General features: G+C 59.2%; 14 protein-coding genes. 6 read left to right on the top strand and 8 right to left on the bottom strand.

Translation table 11 applies throughout. From position 1 onward, the window contains the following. Positions 1 to 226 precede the first annotated feature (226 nt). From KW848_RS21790 to KW848_RS21780, 3 genes are read left to right on the top strand one after another with little or no spacing between them, the layout of a single operon-like run. The gene (locus tag KW848_RS21790; protein ID WP_111451243.1) at positions 227 to 886 is read left to right on the top strand and encodes a paraquat-inducible protein A; all 660 of its coding nucleotides are present in this window, start codon (positions 227 to 229) and stop codon (positions 884 to 886) included. After that, positions 873 to 1,496, top strand: a complete 624-nt coding sequence (locus tag KW848_RS21785; protein ID WP_008145542.1) for a paraquat-inducible protein A — start codon at positions 873 to 875, stop codon at positions 1,494 to 1,496. Before KW848_RS21790 ends, KW848_RS21785 begins: the two co-directional genes overlap by 14 nt. Next, complete coding sequence (locus tag KW848_RS21780) at positions 1,489 to 3,792, top strand: PqiB family protein (RefSeq protein ID WP_218538018.1); 2,304 nt, start codon at positions 1,489 to 1,491, stop codon at positions 3,790 to 3,792. Before KW848_RS21785 ends, KW848_RS21780 begins: the two co-directional genes overlap by 8 nt. 212 nt (positions 3,793 to 4,004) lie before the next feature. Here the strand turns inward: KW848_RS21780 and mksF are convergent, their stop codons facing one another. Genes mksF through mksB form a run of 3 tightly spaced genes read right to left on the bottom strand, consistent with a single transcriptional unit; the run spans position 4,005 to position 8,810 of the window. Continuing rightward, positions 4,005 to 6,845 carry an Mks condensin complex protein MksF gene (gene mksF, locus KW848_RS21775; RefSeq protein ID WP_111451245.1) on the bottom strand — a complete coding sequence of 947 codons (2,841 nt, stop codon included), beginning with the start codon at positions 6,843 to 6,845 and terminating at the stop codon, positions 4,005 to 4,007. Next, positions 6,842 to 7,543 carry an Mks condensin complex protein MksE gene (mksE, locus tag KW848_RS21770; RefSeq protein ID WP_038981553.1) on the bottom strand — a complete coding sequence of 234 codons (702 nt, stop codon included), beginning with the start codon at positions 7,541 to 7,543 and terminating at the stop codon, positions 6,842 to 6,844. Before mksE ends, mksF begins: the two co-directional genes overlap by 4 nt. Beyond that, positions 7,533 to 8,810, bottom strand: a complete 1,278-nt coding sequence (gene mksB / locus KW848_RS21765; RefSeq protein ID WP_162556247.1) for an Mks condensin complex protein MksB — start codon at positions 8,808 to 8,810, stop codon at positions 7,533 to 7,535. Before mksB ends, mksE begins: the two co-directional genes overlap by 11 nt. Before the next feature lie 206 nt (positions 8,811 to 9,016). Here mksB and KW848_RS21760 point away from each other — a divergent pair, with 206 nt between their 5' ends. Continuing rightward, positions 9,017 to 9,766 carry an energy transducer TonB gene (locus KW848_RS21760; RefSeq protein WP_218538022.1) on the top strand — a complete coding sequence of 250 codons (750 nt, stop codon included), beginning with the start codon at positions 9,017 to 9,019 and terminating at the stop codon, positions 9,764 to 9,766. Next, the gene (rimI, locus tag KW848_RS21755; RefSeq protein WP_008145534.1) at positions 9,759 to 10,211 is read left to right on the top strand and encodes a ribosomal protein S18-alanine N-acetyltransferase; all 453 of its coding nucleotides are present in this window, start codon (positions 9,759 to 9,761) and stop codon (positions 10,209 to 10,211) included. Before KW848_RS21760 ends, rimI begins: the two co-directional genes overlap by 8 nt. 159 nt (positions 10,212 to 10,370) lie before the next feature. Here the strand turns inward: rimI and KW848_RS21750 are convergent, their stop codons facing one another. Further along, positions 10,371 to 10,775, bottom strand: coding sequence for a serine kinase/phosphatase (locus tag KW848_RS21750; RefSeq protein ID WP_218538017.1), 405 nt, complete (start codon positions 10,773 to 10,775; stop codon positions 10,371 to 10,373). A gap of 152 nt (positions 10,776 to 10,927) precedes the next feature. Here KW848_RS21750 and can point away from each other — a divergent pair, with 152 nt between their 5' ends. Then, a complete protein-coding gene (can, locus tag KW848_RS21745; RefSeq protein WP_008145531.1) occupies positions 10,928 to 11,572 on the top strand; it encodes a carbonate dehydratase in 645 nt (214 codons plus the stop codon). 6 nt (positions 11,573 to 11,578) lie between these two features. Here can and KW848_RS21740 read toward each other — a convergent pair whose 3' ends face one another. From KW848_RS21740 to KW848_RS21725, 4 genes are all read right to left on the bottom strand, one after another. Next, complete coding sequence (locus KW848_RS21740; protein ID WP_218538016.1) at positions 11,579 to 12,103, bottom strand: SET domain-containing protein-lysine N-methyltransferase; 525 nt, start codon at positions 12,101 to 12,103, stop codon at positions 11,579 to 11,581. A 144-nt stretch (positions 12,104 to 12,247) separates the two neighbouring features. After that, entirely contained in the window at positions 12,248 to 13,420 is a 1,173-nt protein-coding gene (locus tag KW848_RS21735; RefSeq protein ID WP_218538015.1) for a hypothetical protein, read from the bottom strand. Between the two features lie 185 nt (positions 13,421 to 13,605). After that, positions 13,606 to 13,926 (bottom strand): hypothetical protein, encoded by a 321-nt coding sequence (locus KW848_RS21730; protein WP_192406171.1) that lies wholly within the window; start codon positions 13,924 to 13,926, stop codon positions 13,606 to 13,608. A gap of 214 nt (positions 13,927 to 14,140) precedes the next feature. Beyond that, a complete protein-coding gene (locus KW848_RS21725) occupies positions 14,141 to 15,559 on the bottom strand; it encodes a short-chain fatty acid transporter (RefSeq protein WP_218538014.1) in 1,419 nt (472 codons plus the stop codon). Positions 15,560 to 15,641 lie beyond the last annotated feature (82 nt).

The raw sequence follows: 15,641 nt of genomic DNA, 5'->3' as shown, positions 1-15,641 counted from the left end.
CCCGAACTCAGCAGTGAAACGATGCATCGCCGATGGTAGTGTGGGGTTTCCCCATGTGAGAGTAGGTCATCGTCAAGATTAAATTCCGAAACCCCTATCTGCGTATGCAGGTAGGGGTTTTGTTTTGTCCGCAGGAAAGTTGCGTTCAGTTAAAGCACAAATTTGCACAGTTATTTTCGATCCATGACACTAGAATAGGTCCAACTTTTTCGGAGCCAGAGCCTTTATGCCAGATCCGGTTGACGCCCCAGGGCTGTCAGAATTACCGCTGGACGACTTGGTAGCGTGTCATGAGTGCGACTTGCTGATGCGCAAGCCCGAACTCGCCCATGGCGAGAAAGCCCTCTGTCCGCGCTGCGGCTACGAGCTCTACGCCCATCGGCATAACGTCGTACAGCGCAGTCTCGCTTTGGTGCTCGCTGCTCTGTTGTTGTATATCCCGGCGAACTTTTTACCCATCATGCAGCTCCATCTACTCGGACAGTCATCGAACGACACCGTCTGGAGCGGCGTTGTTGGCTTGTTCGATACCGGAATGCAGGGCGTTGCAGTCGTGGTGTTTCTCTGCAGCATGGGAATTCCGCTGCTCAAGTTGCTTTGCCAACTGGTTGTACTGCTGAGTATTCGTTTTGATATCGGACGCAGTTACGGCCTATTGCTCTACCGCATTTATCACCATTTACGCGATTGGGGGATGCTCGAGGTCTACCTTATGGGCGTACTGGTGGCGATCGTCAAACTGGCAGATATGGCAGCAATTACCGTCGGGCTTGGCCTGGCGTGCTTTATCGGTTTGTTGTTGGTTCAGGTCTGGTTGGAGGTTGTGATGTCGCCCCATCAGATCTGGCAGGCTTTATCAGGAGAGGATGCCCATGCGGGCGATTGATGCAGGCATTCTGATTTGCGCCGAATGCCATGAATTGAACAAGCAGGAAGCCGACACCGACGAGCAGGTCTGCACCCGATGCGGTGCGCTGGTTCACGCCCGTCGCCCGAACAGCGTGATGCGTACCTGGGCGTTGCTGGTGACCGCTGCGGTGCTCTACATCCCGGCCAACGTGTTGCCGATCATGACCGTCAGTTCACTGGGACAGGGCGATCCCAGCACGATCATGTCCGGTGTGATCCAACTGGTTCAACACGGCATGATCCCCATCGCCGCCGTGGTTTTTATTGCCAGCATTCTGGTACCGACGTTCAAATTGGTGGGCATCGCACTGCTGCTGTTTTCCGTGCAGCGCCGCCAGCCACTGTCGGCTCGCCAACGCATTTGGATGTACCGATTTATTGAGTTCATTGGCCGCTGGTCAATGCTCGATATTTTTGTGATCGCCATCCTGGTGGCGGTTGTGAATTTCGGACGGCTTGCCAGCGTCGAAGCCAATCTTGGCGCCATCGCTTTCGCCAGTGTGGTGATTCTGACAATGCTTGCCGCAGTAACTTTCGATCCCCGACTGATTTGGGATAACACGGAGTCGGACGACGACCATGACTGATTTGCCTACAGCAAAAACCCGACCGGCCTCGAACTGGTCAGCTATTTGGGTGTTGCCCCTGATTGCCTTGATCATCGGCGGTTGGCTCGGCTGGCGTGCCTACAACGAGACCGGTATCGAAATTCAGGTGCGTTTCGAAAGTGGTGAAGGCATTCAGGCCAACAAGACCGAAGTCGTTTACAAAGGCATGTCGGTGGGTAAGGTAAAGACCCTCAAACTCGATGACGAAGGCAACTCCAAAGGCGTAATCGCTACCATCGAGATGAATAAGGACGTGGAGCCGTACCTGCGGACCAGCACCCGTTTCTGGCTGGTCAAGCCGAGCGTGACGCTGGCCGGCATCACTGGCCTGGAGACGCTGGTCTCGGGTAACTACGTGGCGGTAAGCCCGGGCGAGGGTGAGCCGACTCGCAAGTTCAAAGCCTTGGCCGAAGAGCCACCGCTGTCGGACGCCCAGCCCGGTCTGCACCTGACCATCAAGGCTGATCGTCTCGGTTCACTCAATCGCGGTAGCCCTGTGTTCTATAAGCAGATCAAGGTTGGCCAGATCAAAAGCTATCTGCTGTCCGAAGACCAAAGCACCGTCGAACTCAAAGTTTTCATCGAGCCCACCTACGCCAAACTGGTGCGCAAGCACACGCGTTTCTGGAACGCCAGCGGCATCAGCATCGACGCCAACCTGTCAGGTGTGAAGGTGCGTAGCGAGTCCCTGGCGAGCATTGTCGCTGGCGGTATAGCGTTTGCCACGCCGGAGAACCGCAAGGACAGTCCTCCCACCGACCCGAGTCTACCGTTCCGTCTCTACGAAGATTTCGATGCAGCCGCCGCCGGTATTCGGGTCAAGGTCAAACTCAGCGACTTCGAAGGCATGCAGGCGGGACGCACACCGGTGATGTACAAAGGCATCCAGGTCGGCAATCTGAAAGCGCTCAAGATCGATCCTGATCTATCCAGTGCCACCGCCGAATTGACCCTCGATCCTCTGGCTGAAGATTACCTGGTCGAAGGCACCCAATTCTGGGTGGTCAAACCGTCGATCTCGCTTGCCGGTATCACCGGCCTCGAAGCGTTGGTCAAAGGTAACTACATCGCCGTGCGTCCTGGAGACAAAGGTGCCGCACCGCAGCGTGAGTTTGTGGCTCGGCCGAAGGCACCGCCGCTTGACTTGCGTGCGCCAGGATTGCACCTGGTGCTGTTCACCGAAAACCTCGGTTCGCTGGAGGTCGGCAGCCCGATTCTCTACAAACAGGTCAAGGTCGGATCGGTCCAGAGCTATCAGTTCTCACGCACCAAAAAGCAGTTGGTGATTGGTGTGCATATCGAGAAAGAATACGAAGGGCTGGTCAACGCCTCGACACGGTTCTGGAATGCCAGTGGCATCACGCTGACCGGCGGGTTGACCGGTGGAATCCAGGTCAAAAGTGAGTCGCTGCAAAGCCTGATGGCTGGCGGTATTGCGTTTGAAACCCCGGAAGCCAAGGCGCCATTGCAGAAGCGGATTCCGCGTTTCCGTTTGTTCGCCAGTCATGATGAGGCAACGCAAAAAGGCGCCGTCGTAACGATCAGGGTTGATCGCGCCGATGGCTTGCGCAGCGGCACACCGATTCGATTCAAAGGCCTGGATGTTGGCAAGATTGAAGACGTCGACCTCAGCGATGACCTGCAATCGGTGCTGCTGACTGCACGAATCACCGAAGTGCCGGAGCGTATCGCTCGGGTCGGCAGTCAGTTCTGGGTGGTCAAACCTGAACTGGGTCTGATCAAGACATCCAACCTCGAAACGCTGGTCACTGGCCAATACATCGAAGTGCAACCCGCCGCGAAAAACCTCGGCCCGCAGAAGAACTTCGTGGCCCTGGCCAATCCGCCGGAAGCCGCTAAACAAGAGGCCGGATTGAGTCTGGTGTTGAGCGCTGCCCGCCGTGGTTCGCTGAAAACGGGTGTGCCGGTCACCTACCGCGAAATCACCGTGGGCAAGGTGACAGGCTATGAACTCGGCCAGACGGCGGACCGTGTGTTGGTCCACATCTTGATCGAGCCGAAATACGCGCCGTTGGTGCGCAGCGGTACGCGTTTCTGGAACTCCAGTGGTTTTGGCTTTGATTACGGCTTGTTCAAAGGGGCTACGATGCGTACCGAATCGCTGGAGACGCTGATTCAGGGCGGTATCGCTTTCGCCACGCCGGACGGCGAGCGCATGGGCAGTCCGGCGCTAGCTGAGCAGACGTTCCCGCTGTTCGATAAGTTCGAAGACGAATGGCTGACTTGGGCGCCGAAGATTTCGATCGGCAAGTAGTTATTGCGTCAGTGATGACGCCTTCGCGAGCAAGCCCGCTCCCACAGTGGTCAGTGTCATTTACAGATTTTGTGTATGACACCGATCCATGTGGGAGCGGGCTTGCTCGCGAAGAGGCCCTCAAGTTCACTCAGCTTCAAGAATGTACCCACAAATAAAAAGGCCGCGATCCATTGGATCGCGGCCTTTTTATTGCCTTCGATTAATGCAAATCAGACGGCATCCAGCTCCGGCTCGTCCGCTTCAACATTAACGGCAGCCTTCACCTCATCGTGACGACGAATGTACTTCCAGTCCGCCTCGTCGATGTAGATCCCGTTCGGCCCGCTGCCACCTTCCAGGTCGATGGCGACACTGGCGCAGACCTGCGGCTTCACACTCGCCAGGATCGGTACGAAGCCCAGTTGCAGGCTGGTTTCCAGCAGCGCTGCCTGGTTCTTCTCGTCGATGTCCGCTGCCTCGTCGAGGTAGTACGGCAGGCGCACGCGACCGGCCTGGTCGCGGTCCATCAAGTGCAGCAACAAGTACATGTTGGTCAGCGCCTTGATGGTCATCGTGGTGCCGTTGGACGCCGCGCCGTCGATGTCGGTGTGAATCACCGGCTGGCCGTTGACCTTGGTGATCTCGAACGCCAGCTCGAACAGGTCCTTGAGGCCGAGCTGATTGTGGTTAGCCGCCACCAGCCGCGCCAGGTATTCCTTGGCTTCTTCGTTCTTGTTGTCCTGATCGGCGCTTTGGCTCAGGTCGAAGACCGAAAGGGTTTCACCTTCTTCGTACTGGCCGGCACTGTGGATGATCTGGTCGATGTGCTTGAGCGCTTCTTTGTTCGGCGCGAGCACGATGCGGAAACTCTGCAGGTTGGAGACCTGACGCTTGTTGATCTCGCGGTTGAACAGCGCCAGTTGATGTTCAAGGCTGTCGTAGTCGCTGCGGATGTTGCGCAGGGTCCGGGCGATGTCGGTAACGGCCGCACGACGGGCCTTGCCAAGGGTCAGGGCTTCGTCGGTGCGGTGTGCGTAAGCGTTGATCAGCAGTTGCAGGCGACGCTCCATGTCGTCTTCGCTGTCGAACTTGGCCACACCCTTGAGGCGGACCTGAGCGTACAGCGCCTCGATCTGACCATCGCTGCGCTGCAAACCCTGCCAGCTGTCCTGATAGTCATTGAGCAGCGGCAGCAGGTTGTCCATGGAATCGTCGATCGGGTCCATGAACGGTGTACCGAACGGCAGATCTGCGGGCAGCAGCTGACGGCGGCGCAGGGCGTCGTCGAGGGTGCGTTGCTTGGCTTCCATGTCGCCGATCTGCCGGCCGACCAGTTGCAGTTTGGCCGACAGTTGCTGGACGCGTTCGGTGAAGGCGTCGCTGGAACGCTTCAACTCGTCCTGCGCCGCTTCCATCTGCGCCAGCTGTTCCAGCTTGTCGCCTTCCTCGGCGCTCAGGGTTTGCGCGCGGCGGAAATCTTCCAGCGCTTTCTGCGCATCCAGCACTTGCTGGTACAGCGCTTCGGTCTGGGTCTTGCTTGCGGCGCGGTCGGCGGCCACGGCCTGTTGGGTTTTCAGTTGCTTGAGTTCTTTGTCCAGACGCTCTTTCTGATCGCGTAATGCCGCGCGGTCAGCCAAGGCTTGCAGCGCCGGCGGCTCGATGTGCGAGATGTCGATGGACAGGCCCGGTACTTCGAAGCGCTCGCCTTTGAAGCCATCGAGAATCAGCTCCATGGATTTGACCCACTGACCGTCCTCGTCCAGCGTAATACCGTGCTCACCCAGCGGCAGGCTGAACAACGCGCTGTTGAACAAACGCATCAGGCGCTCGACATCCTGTTGCGAGAACTCCTCGCGCAGACGGGCATAGCTGTTGTTGTCGGCGTGATCGAGTTGCTGCTTGACCGACTTCAGGCGTTTTTCCAGATCCCGCAGACGCTCTTCCAAATCTTCGGCGCTGAACTGTCGCGACTGCGCCAGCGCACCCGCCAGTTCATCGTGCGCGTCCTTGGCCGCGAGCAGTTGCTGCTCCAGGACTTTGACGTCATCGACCAGCGCGAAGCGATGCTTGAGCACCGACAACTCGCCGAGCCAGCGCTGGATGCCGGTGATTTCCCGCTCCAGGCGCATCAGCTCTTGAGTGCCGCCACGCTGATCGTTTTGCAGCGCGTCCTGCTCGTTGCGGTAGTGCTCGGCCTGAATCGTCAGCTCTTCCTTGCGTGCACTGGCGTAGTCCGACCAGGTGCCGAGCAGGGAGTCGAGCAGCGGCGAGATCCGGTGCAGTTTGCCGCGCAGGATATTGCGCTGGGTCACGCCTGCCGCAAGGGCTTCGACCAATGGGCCGGCAGTGACCAGCGAGTTGTAGTCCTGCTCCATGCGTCGTACATCGCGGAACGCTTCTTCGCACGCGGCGATGTAGTCGACGCTACCGGAACGCAGGCTGTGTTCGAACGCATCGAGAAACAGCTGCTTGAGCTTGGCCGCGGTGATTTCGCGCATGTGCAGCAGGTTGATGAACAGTGCGCGGAACGTCTTGAGGCTCTGCTCGCTGGTGGAGCGCAGCGGGATCAGCGTCAGGTCCAGCGGGATCGAGGTGTGGCCGCCGACCAGCAAGCGACGCAGTTCATCCGGCTTGAGTTCGTAGGCTTTCAGGCCTTCGCGCTCAAGGTTGGTGAACAATTCTTTCTGACGCAGGCAGGTGTCGTTTTTCTGGTAATGGGCCAGATCCAGTTTGCCGGCGTAGGCAAAGAACTGGTGACCGAAACCACCGCCCGGGCCGCGACCGACCACACCGATCACATGAGGACCGTGGGGCAGCGAGACTTCGACCAGGATGTAACTGGTGTCCGAGGCGAAGTAGAAACGACGGGATTGTTCCAGGCTGTACTTGCCGAAACTCATGTCCGACATGCGCGCCAGGATCGGGAACTGCAAGGCGTTGATCGAGGCGGATTTACCGAGGTTGTTCGCGCCGTAAACCGACAACGGTTCTTCCAGCGGGAACAGGCCGAGGCTGTAACCGGCGGTGTTCAAAAGGGCAAAGCGGCGAATGCCGTAGCGTTCCTTGCTCATGCGTCGGTCTCCTGTTCTTCAGCGATGGCGCGGGCCATGGCGTCTTCTTCGCTTTCTTCTTCGAAGTCACTGAGGTCTAGCGGATCATCAGTTTGCAGCAGCTTTTCGTCGCTGTCGTCGTCGATCAGAACCGGCACCGGCAGAGGCAACACGCTGTGCAGGCTGGCCGCCAGATCACGATCCTGCTGGACCGACAGGCAGACATCGAGGAAACGGTGCATCGGCGGCAGGAAACGGTAGATGCCGTTTTCTTCACCGGCAAAACCGAGCTGAGTCATGCGGCGCATGATTTTTTCTTCAAGTTCTTCGACGGTCTGCACTTCGGCCTGGATAAACAGGTCGCGGTATTTCTCCAGCAGCGATGGCAACTCATCGCGGCCGAGGCTGCCACCGTCGAGCACGGCGACCGGGTCACGGCCCTGATCGGCCAGATGTTCGACGAGGATGAAGGTGAACAGCGCCAGACGTTGCGCGGTCTTGTTCACCGCTGCCGCCGCGAGGTCCGGCACGAAGTAGTAGAAACCACGGGTGTCGCAGACCAGTTCAAAGCCGAGTGCCTTGAACAGCGTGCGGTACTGGTCCTGGAAATTCGACAGTTGCGCGTACAGCTCCGGGTCGCGGCGGCTGACGTGGTAGCCCTTGAACAGCTCGCGAAAGATCGGCGCCAGCTGGGACAGTTCGTTTAGATCAAGATGCATGTGGGGTGCTCGCAGAATCCTCGGCGGCGGTGTCGCGGGCCGAGAGCAGGGCGAAGGAGCGCAGGCTGACCTGATGCTCGTGAGTGTGGTAGTCGCGGCGTTCCAGACGCTCGCGTGTGAAGCGTTTTTCCCGCGACAGGCGCGAGAACCAATAAAGCAATTCGTCGGTGGCGCCGTCCGGCTCTTGCTCCAGCAGCCAGGTCATCAGGTCCGGCATCGGCAGGGCGTCTTCGCAGCGTTCGAGCATTTCCCGAACCGTACGTGGCGCGCGCGGCGCTTCGCCTTTCTGCGTCTTGTGGGCCTTGGGGAAACGCGCCGGTTTCGGCTCGAAACGCGCCAGGGCGTAAACGTAGGCTTCGACCTGACTGGCGCTGCCGAGGAAGGTGCTTTGCGGGCGGGTGAACATCGGCATCGCCGCTTGTGGCACCGCATCAATGCCTTTGCGACGAATGGCCGACAAGGCCAGCGCCGCGCCACGGGTCACGGCGTTGTGCCGACGGGCTTCTTCGCGCAGCGGCAGCAACAGCTCGCGAGCATGACGCAGCGTCAGCTGGGCGCTGGTCTGCATTTCGAGGATGCGCGCGTGGGTGCGCAGCAGCATGTCGTCATCGACCAGATGGCCGAGGCGCTGCTGCTCCGTGAGCATCTTCAGCAGAACGTTCTCGACCTTGCGCACGCCTTGTTCGAAGGCGCCGTCGGCGTTCACCAACTGAATCATCGGCTCGACGTATTCGTCCCAGGTCGCCAGTACTTCAGCGTAACGCTGACGCAGGGGAATCTGCCGGTCGCTGGTCTTGGCGCGCTCGGCGACGGCCACCAGGGCCTGTTCGTCGTTGGCGAGTTTCTTCAACACGTCCCGTACGCGCATGTCGAGCAGGCGCAACTGGCGCGCCAGGTCGTGGCCGTCGCGGATGTCGAAGGCGTCCTGGATATAACCGGCCAGGCGCTCGAGATGGCGCAGATAGGCTTCGATCTCCAGGCACAGGCCCAGACGGTGCTCACGGCGCAGGTAGGCGAGGAAGTCGTGGATCTGCGCATTGAGCTCGAAACGGTTCGGGCTTTTCGCCACGGGAACCAGAATGTCGAGGCGGATCCACACGTCCAGCAGGCTGGTGATGTCCTGCGGCGTACTGTCGAGTTGCTGGGCGGCCAACTGTGAACGCAATTCGTTGAGGCTCAGAGTGCCTTGGTCGAAGTGCTCGCACAGTGGCTCCAGAAGTGCCCAGTGTTCAGCGAGGGCGCGCAAGACGCGCTTGGGTTCGATCATCGGAATGGCCGGCTGGTTGGCGATTAAAAGTCGCGATTGTACTGCATCACGCCCGTTGCGATTCACTCTCGGGACGGACAGTTGGCTTTCTATCGATCAAGCGTGGGCGATCTTGAGCGAAGGGCGGTAGAATCACCGCACTTTAGTTATCCACAAGTGGCCGACCTTTGCTTATCGAGTCCCGTCGTCGCGCTTATTTGACCGCCATGCAGGTGGTCAACTGGCTGCCGCGCACCGAATTGCCCTTTGCTGCGCCCTCGCGCCCTGAGCTGCTGGAGATGCCCGAGCCGTTGGTCGTCGCGCCGGTTGCTCCGGTTGCGCCCGCGCCTGTGGCTGATTCGCCGGTGGAACCGCTGGTCAAACCGGCCGAACGGGTGAAAATCGAGGTGCCACGGCCATCGCTGGCCAGCACGCGCACGAATGCCAAGGTTGAAGAAGAGGCCGTTCCGGTCGTGGCCAGGGCGCCCGTCGTGCCGCCACCGCGTTTCGCCCTGCAATTGCTGCGGGCCGGGCGTTGCCTGCTGTTGGTGGAGTTACCCACAGGCGAATCGTTCCAGACCCGCGACCCTGCCTATCTGTTGCTCAAAGACATGCTGCGCGCCGCCGGTCTGCCGGACAGCCCGCAGATCGTCGGCGAGCCGGTGCGTTGGCCGCTGTTGTCTCGGGGCACCATGGATCAAGGCCCGGAAGCGGCTCGCGACTTCGTGCAAGGTTTCCTCTCGGCCCGGCTGGAAGACGCACCGTGTGTCTGCGTGTGGCTGATCGGCCTGCCGGCGGTGCGTTTCGCCGGTGAGGCGAACGCCGAATCCTTCAACCGTGAACTCCAGGTCGAAGGCCTGGGCTCGGTCTGGGCCCTGCCGGGTCTGGAATTATTAATGGAAGAGCCACAGCGTAAGGCTGATGTCTGGCAAGCCATGCGTCGGCTGATGGCGCGTTGGAAAGAATCGAATGAGTGACGCTGTATCGTTCCGCCCGATGACCGAGGCGGACCTGGACGCTGTACTGAAAATCGAATACGCGGCTTACAGCCATCCCTGGACTCGCGGGATTTTTCTCGATGGGCTGGGTAAATATCAGATATGGCTGATGTTTGAAGGCCAGCAGCAGGTCGGTCACGGGGTGGTGCAGATCATCCTTGATGAAGCGCATCTGCTGAACATCACCGTCAAACCGGAGAACCAGGGCCGTGGCCTGGGCTTGACGTTGCTGGAGCATTTGATGTCCCGGGCGTATGACGCCAAGGCGCGGGAGTGTTTTCTGGAAGTGCGCGACAGCAACCGTGGCGCGTTCAAGTTGTATGAGCGTTATGGGTTTAACGAGATTGGTCGGCGGCGCGATTACTACCCGGCGGTGGGTGGGCGTGAAGATGCGGTTGTAATGGCCTGTACCCTCGTCGATTGAGCTGTTTTAAAAGCTTCGCGAGCAAGTCGAATCGTCGCACCGCCGCTCCCACATTGAATCGGTGTCGTACACGAATGCTGTGATCGACTGGAATCAATGTGGGAGCGGCGGTGCGACGATTCGACTTGCTCGCGAAGGCGGCTTGTCAGGCGCTAGAGATCAACGATTACCGTCCATCGGATCCCGCCGCGCCAGTTCCTCTTCATCCAGCCCATTCCCCCCGCCGATGTCGTCTTCATCGACAATGCTCAAATCCCAGTCGGCCTGGCCACCTTCACCCGCTTCGTGGGCGTCCCGTGCGCCGTCTTCACGGATCAGGGTTTCCGGGCTCATGTCGTCGTCGGTAGACTCATGGTCATCGGTCGAGGCCCCGGTCATGCCGGCTTCACGTACGCGTTCGCGAGGCATCAGGCGTTCACGCTCCGATTGCGTCAGCTCGTCGCCGATTTTGGCGCTGGGTTCTTCCTCGTCGAAATCCAGCTCATGCATCGAACCCATGCGGTCTTCGTTGTCATCGATGGGCCCGGGTTGCGCCGCATCGTACGGACGTCGTGATTCAGTCATGGTAATTCCTCATACTGTAGGCCTTACTACGGTGGACCCCCTGGGCAGCTGAGAATTCCTCCGGCATGGAAAACCGGGTATCTGCATCTGGCGCGTGACCCCGACAGAGGGTTGTCTGTCATAGAAGCGCACCATTCTCGAGGCTTCATTGCATGAACGAATTACAAGATCTGATTGATAACAACGAGCGCTGGGCTGACGCGATCACCAAAGAAGATCCTGATTTCTTCGCCAAGCTGGCCCGTCAGCAAACCCCGGAATACTTGTGGATCGGTTGCTCCGACGCCCGGGTGCCGGCGAACGAGATCGTTGGCATGCTGCCAGGCGATCTGTTTGTACACCGCAATGTGGCCAACGTAGTGCTGCACACCGACCTCAACTGCCTGTCGGTGATTCAGTACGCGGTCGACGTGCTGAAGGTCAAACACATCCTCGTGACCGGCCACTATGGCTGCGGCGGCGTGCGCGCCTCAATGCAGGACCGTCAGTTGGGCCTGATCGACGGCTGGCTGCGCTCGATTCGCGATCTCTATTATGAAAAGCGCGAAGAGCTCGCCAAATTGCCCACTGAAGAAGAGCGGGTCGACCGCCTCTGCGAATACAACGTAATCCAGCAAGTGGCCAACGTCGGGCACACCAGTATTGTGCAAAACGCCTGGCACCGCGGGCAGAGCCTGTCTGTCCACGGCTGCATCTATGGCATCAAGGACGGTCGCTGGAAAAGCCTGAACGCCACCATCAGCGGTTTCGAGCAGTTGCCGCCGCAATACCGTCTGCGTCCGGTCGAGGCGTTGTAACGCCCTTCAGCATAGACTTCGCCGGCGCCAGTGTTGAAGAAACAACTGGCCGTCGGCGTTCGGCGGTTCATCGTAGCCGGTGATCCAGCCACGGCAGTCGAACGAACCGCACTGGCAGGCGAACTGACGCATGAGTTTGTCTTCGGTGGTGGCGTAGTCCATCGTCAGTTGATCGCCTTTTTTGATGTCCTTCAGCGCCCACAACCACAGCTCGCTCATGTCGAGAAATACGTTTGGGTCGCAGGAGTGTCGCAGCAGCCCGCAGAAGCGCGGGTCGTAGACATGGATGCCATGGGCCAGTTGCCGGGTATGCCGACAGCGATAAGGCAGCAGGTGCCCCGACGCCCGGCAAATTCGGCTGATGCGTGGAAAATCCCGAAGTACGGCGACAGCTGCCGCCGATCCGTGGGTGTTGTCGATAATCTCGAAGTCGGCCCTGGAGGGGAATCCAAGGCGAACGGGCAGCTCCGCAAATGGATAAATCCCATCGGGAGGGTGTGCCAGCGTCTCGTGCGGGGCGTGGGTTTTCATAACGATCCTTGTTGGCTGGGTGCTGCGACCTCCATCAGCTGACGATCCTGTCAGCTCTGCAGCACATGGGTGCGATTCAAGCCTCTCGCAAATGAAACGGCCGGTCTACTGTCATAAGTGACAGTAGACCGGCCGTTCATCGTTTTACAGGGCCGGGGCAGGGATCGCCGTTTCGGGGATCGGTGCTTTCAGCTGTTTGAGCTGAGATTTGATCGGTGCCGTTGCGCACTTGGCCACGGCTTTGTCAGGCGTCAGGTTGCGGATCGAGGTGTAGAACAGCCGGCAAGTTTCTTCTGTGTTGGCCACTTGCCAGTTTTGGGTGCAGGTTCTCAGTTCAAGGTCGGGATTAGTGTCCGGTTGGCGCCCCATGGCGGCCTGCCAGCACGCGGCACTCAAATCCTGCCCCATGACTTTAAGGCCAGCCGCGTCCGCCTTGGCCTGGGCATCTTTGGCGGTATAGCTTTCCGGGTCGGCGGCGTACCAAATGTAGCTTGGGTGGTTGGAACCCAGCACTGGCACTTTTACCCCGTCGCTCGGACTGATGCTGACCAGGCCCAGCACGTTCACGGTCGGCCCGTATTGCTGCTTGATCCAGTTACGCACCGGCGCGCCAAAGGCGACCATCGGCAACGCCGCACCACTGGCGTTCTGGCTGAGTTGCTTGACCATGGTGGTCTGGTAGTCCTTGAAGTAGTCGTAGACGCCTTCCAGATCCTTGCCGGCGCTGGACGGTGCGGCAATCGGTGCGATGTCGATGATGGTCTGGTAGCCCGGCGTCTGAGCGGCCGGGATGCCGTTGACAGTCAGCAGCGTGGCCCAGCGATCGGTGGTGGCGGATCGCAGGTAATCCTGAGCCTGGGTCAACGAATAGTCGGGTGGGAAGTGCAACAGTTCAATGCTTTTGCGGTTTTCCAAGGCCATGCCCAGTGGCAGAAACAGATACCAGCTGTAAGCCCACTTGCCATCGGCATTCAGCTTGCTGGCGCCGGTATAGGCCAGATCACCGGCATCGAGCAGCGCCGCCAACGGTTTTTCATAGCCATGGGGCACGCCGCTGATTTCGGCATAGAGCTGATTGTTATCGGTTTTGACCAGCACTTTCGCCGTGCTGTAACCATCGCGCTGCACGCTTTGAGTCAGGTAATGCTCGACCGTTTGCTCCAGCGTCCAGTTGCGAAAGCAGATCACGTTGCAGTTGTTGGGGTAAGCGAACAGGCGGGTGACGCGTTCGGTACTGCCCAGTTTCAGGTCGACATCGGCATGGGCGGCGGCGCTCAGGGTGAGGGCCGCGAGGGTGAGTCCTGCAAGTTTGAACATGCTCAGATCCTTTTCAGCGTGGTCCCGTTAATTGGGGTACGCGCCATACTGGATCAGCGGCGTTACACAGAATAGTGGTTGCGTGTAGTTTTTTTGCGTAGAGCCTGTGGTGTGTACGCCAGGAACACTCGGTTATGGTGTCCGGCCCGGGCTTGATGTCTGTGGGCCGGACGGAGGTTGAAGCGTTACAACAGCTTTAGTGCCAGATGAGTACCGGCGCGCAAGTACTCGACCTGTGCAAATACGGCATCCTTGACGAGGGCCTCTCCTGTATCGGTCAGTTTGGCTTTTTTGGCATCGATGATGGACGTTTGCGTCAATTGCATGACTACATCCATCGCTTTTTGAAGGGCGGTCAAATTGTTGTGCTGGCCGAACTCGCGGACGACAGCGTCCATACGGCGATCTGCATCATCACGCAGCTTTTTGTATTCAACGACTGAAACCCTACCGTCCTGGTAAATCTCGTTAATCATCTCTTCCAGCGTTTTCGAAACTAAAGACATGTGTTTGTTCATCCTTGGTCAGTGCTGTCTTGCTTTAAAAAGTGTGTGAGCTGTCGGAGTTTACTCAGCGATTTATAGGTTGGAGATAAGAACTCTCCGGGTTTCATGTCAGGCGCAATCGAGCCTGTTTGTAGGATAAATCCAGGCGTTTGTTTCATGCTCAAGCAGAGTGAACGGATTGCACCTGCCCGCTGCAGGTGCAATCACTGATGTGTTACGGCATGACCGGTGCCGTATACGTCAGCGTCGTCCCCAACGCCCACAGCAGAAACAGCACCAGCGGCGTGTGCACCAGCAGTTGCACGAACGAAAACCCGATCAAGTCCCGCGCCTTCAACCCGAGCACACCCAACAGCGGCAGCATGTAGAACGGGTTGATCAGGTTCGGCAGGGCTTCGGCGGCGTTGTAGATCTGCACGGCCCAGCCCAGGTGGTAGTTCAGGTCGGTGGCCACTTGCATGACATACGGCGCTTCGATGATCCATTTGCCCCCGCCGGACGGGATGAAGAAACCGAGGATCGCCGAGTACACGCCCATCAGCAGCGCGTAGGTGTCATGGGACGCGATTTGTACGAAAAAGGTCGAGATGTGGTGAGCCAGCGTCTGAGCGTCAGTCCCTTTGACGGTAGTCATCAGCGCGGCGATCGAGCCGTACAGCGGGAACTGAATCAGCACGCCCGTGGTGGTCGGTACCGCGCGGGACACAGCGTCAAGAAAGCTGCGCGGGCGCCAGTGCAGCAGGGCACCGAGCATGATGAACAGGAAGTTGTAGGTGTTCAGCCCGGAAATCGCACTGATCGCCGGTTTGGTCGAGAACTCGTGGAACAGCCATCCGGCCGCCAGCAGCACCAGCAAAATCGTCAGCAGCGGGCTGTGCTCCAGCCATTCGCCGGGTCGGGTGCGCGGTTGCAACGGCGGCAGGTTAAAGCTCGGATCGATTCCGCAGGCTTTGGCATCACGGGCCGAGTTCGGGCCGGGTGCAGTGGCGTAGGCAATGACCAGCGAGATCACGATCAGCGCCAGCAACATCACGCCGGACTGCCAGAGAAAGATCGTTTGCGTGAAAGGAATCACCCCGGTGATCGACAGAATCGACGGCGGCAGGCTGGCCGGGTTGGCCTGCAATTGCGCGGCGGACGAGGACAGGCCTAGGGCCCACACCGCGCCGAGACCCAGATAGGCGGCAGCACCGGCGGCACGGTAATCCATTTTCAGATCGGTTCGGCGGGCGAGGGCGCGCACCAGCAAACCGCCAAACACCAGCGACAGCCCCCAGTTCAGCAGCGACGCGACCATGGAGATCAACGCAACCCAGGCCACGGCCGAGCGGCCGTTTTTCGGGATCCGCGCCAGCCGGTCGATCAGTTTCACTGCCGGTGGCGAGCTGGCGACCACATAACCGCCGATCACTACGAAAGCCATCTGCATGGTGAACGGGATCAGGCTCCAGAAGCCGTCACCGAAGGCCATGGCGGCGTCGGTGGGTTTGGCGCCCATGAACAGGGTGGCCACGGCGACGATAATCACCGCCAGTGCGGCAAACACCCAGGAGTCTGGGAACCAGCGTTCGGCAAAACTTGAACAGCGCAGGGCAAAGCGGGCGGAGCGGGTATCTTCGATATCAGCGGCCACGGGGGGTACCTCGAATTTTTATGTTTGTTGTGGTCTTTGGGGCGGCGAAGGCCCGTCTAGACAGGCGCCAACAGTAAAACAA

The organism is Pseudomonas sp. PDM25, from assembly GCF_019219045.1.
GTDB lineage: Bacteria > Pseudomonadota > Gammaproteobacteria > Pseudomonadales > Pseudomonadaceae > Aquipseudomonas.
Note: the sequence above shows the minus strand (reverse complement) of the source record. Positions and strands in the feature narration are given on the sequence as shown.

Excerpts from the sequence above, each read along its gene's own strand:
- KW848_RS21750 (WP_218538017.1), bottom strand. The coding sequence starts at position 10,775 with ATGACTGAATCACGACGTCCGTACGATGCGGCGCAACCCGGGCCCATC.
- KW848_RS21785 (WP_008145542.1), top strand. The coding sequence starts at position 873 with ATGCGGGCGATTGATGCAGGCATTCTGATTTGCGCCGAATGCCATGAA.
- rimI (WP_008145534.1), top strand. The coding sequence starts at position 9,759 with ATGAGTGACGCTGTATCGTTCCGCCCGATGACCGAGGCGGACCTGGAC.
- mksB (WP_162556247.1), bottom strand. The coding sequence starts at position 8,810 with ATGATCGAACCCAAGCGCGTCTTGCGCGCCCTCGCTGAACACTGGGCA.
- KW848_RS21735 (WP_218538015.1), bottom strand. The coding sequence starts at position 13,420 with ATGTTCAAACTTGCAGGACTCACCCTCGCGGCCCTCACCCTGAGCGCC.
- can (WP_008145531.1), top strand. The coding sequence starts at position 10,928 with ATGAACGAATTACAAGATCTGATTGATAACAACGAGCGCTGGGCTGAC.
- KW848_RS21760 (WP_218538022.1), top strand. The coding sequence starts at position 9,017 with ATGCAGGTGGTCAACTGGCTGCCGCGCACCGAATTGCCCTTTGCTGCG.
- mksE (WP_038981553.1), bottom strand. The coding sequence starts at position 7,543 with ATGCATCTTGATCTAAACGAACTGTCCCAGCTGGCGCCGATCTTTCGC.
- KW848_RS21740 (WP_218538016.1), bottom strand. The coding sequence starts at position 12,103 with ATGAAAACCCACGCCCCGCACGAGACGCTGGCACACCCTCCCGATGGG.
- mksF (WP_111451245.1), bottom strand. The coding sequence starts at position 6,845 with ATGAGCAAGGAACGCTACGGCATTCGCCGCTTTGCCCTTTTGAACACC.
- KW848_RS21790 (WP_111451243.1), top strand. The coding sequence starts at position 227 with ATGCCAGATCCGGTTGACGCCCCAGGGCTGTCAGAATTACCGCTGGAC.
- KW848_RS21780 (WP_218538018.1), top strand. The coding sequence starts at position 1,489 with ATGACTGATTTGCCTACAGCAAAAACCCGACCGGCCTCGAACTGGTCA.
- KW848_RS21730 (WP_192406171.1), bottom strand. The coding sequence starts at position 13,926 with ATGTCTTTAGTTTCGAAAACGCTGGAAGAGATGATTAACGAGATTTAC.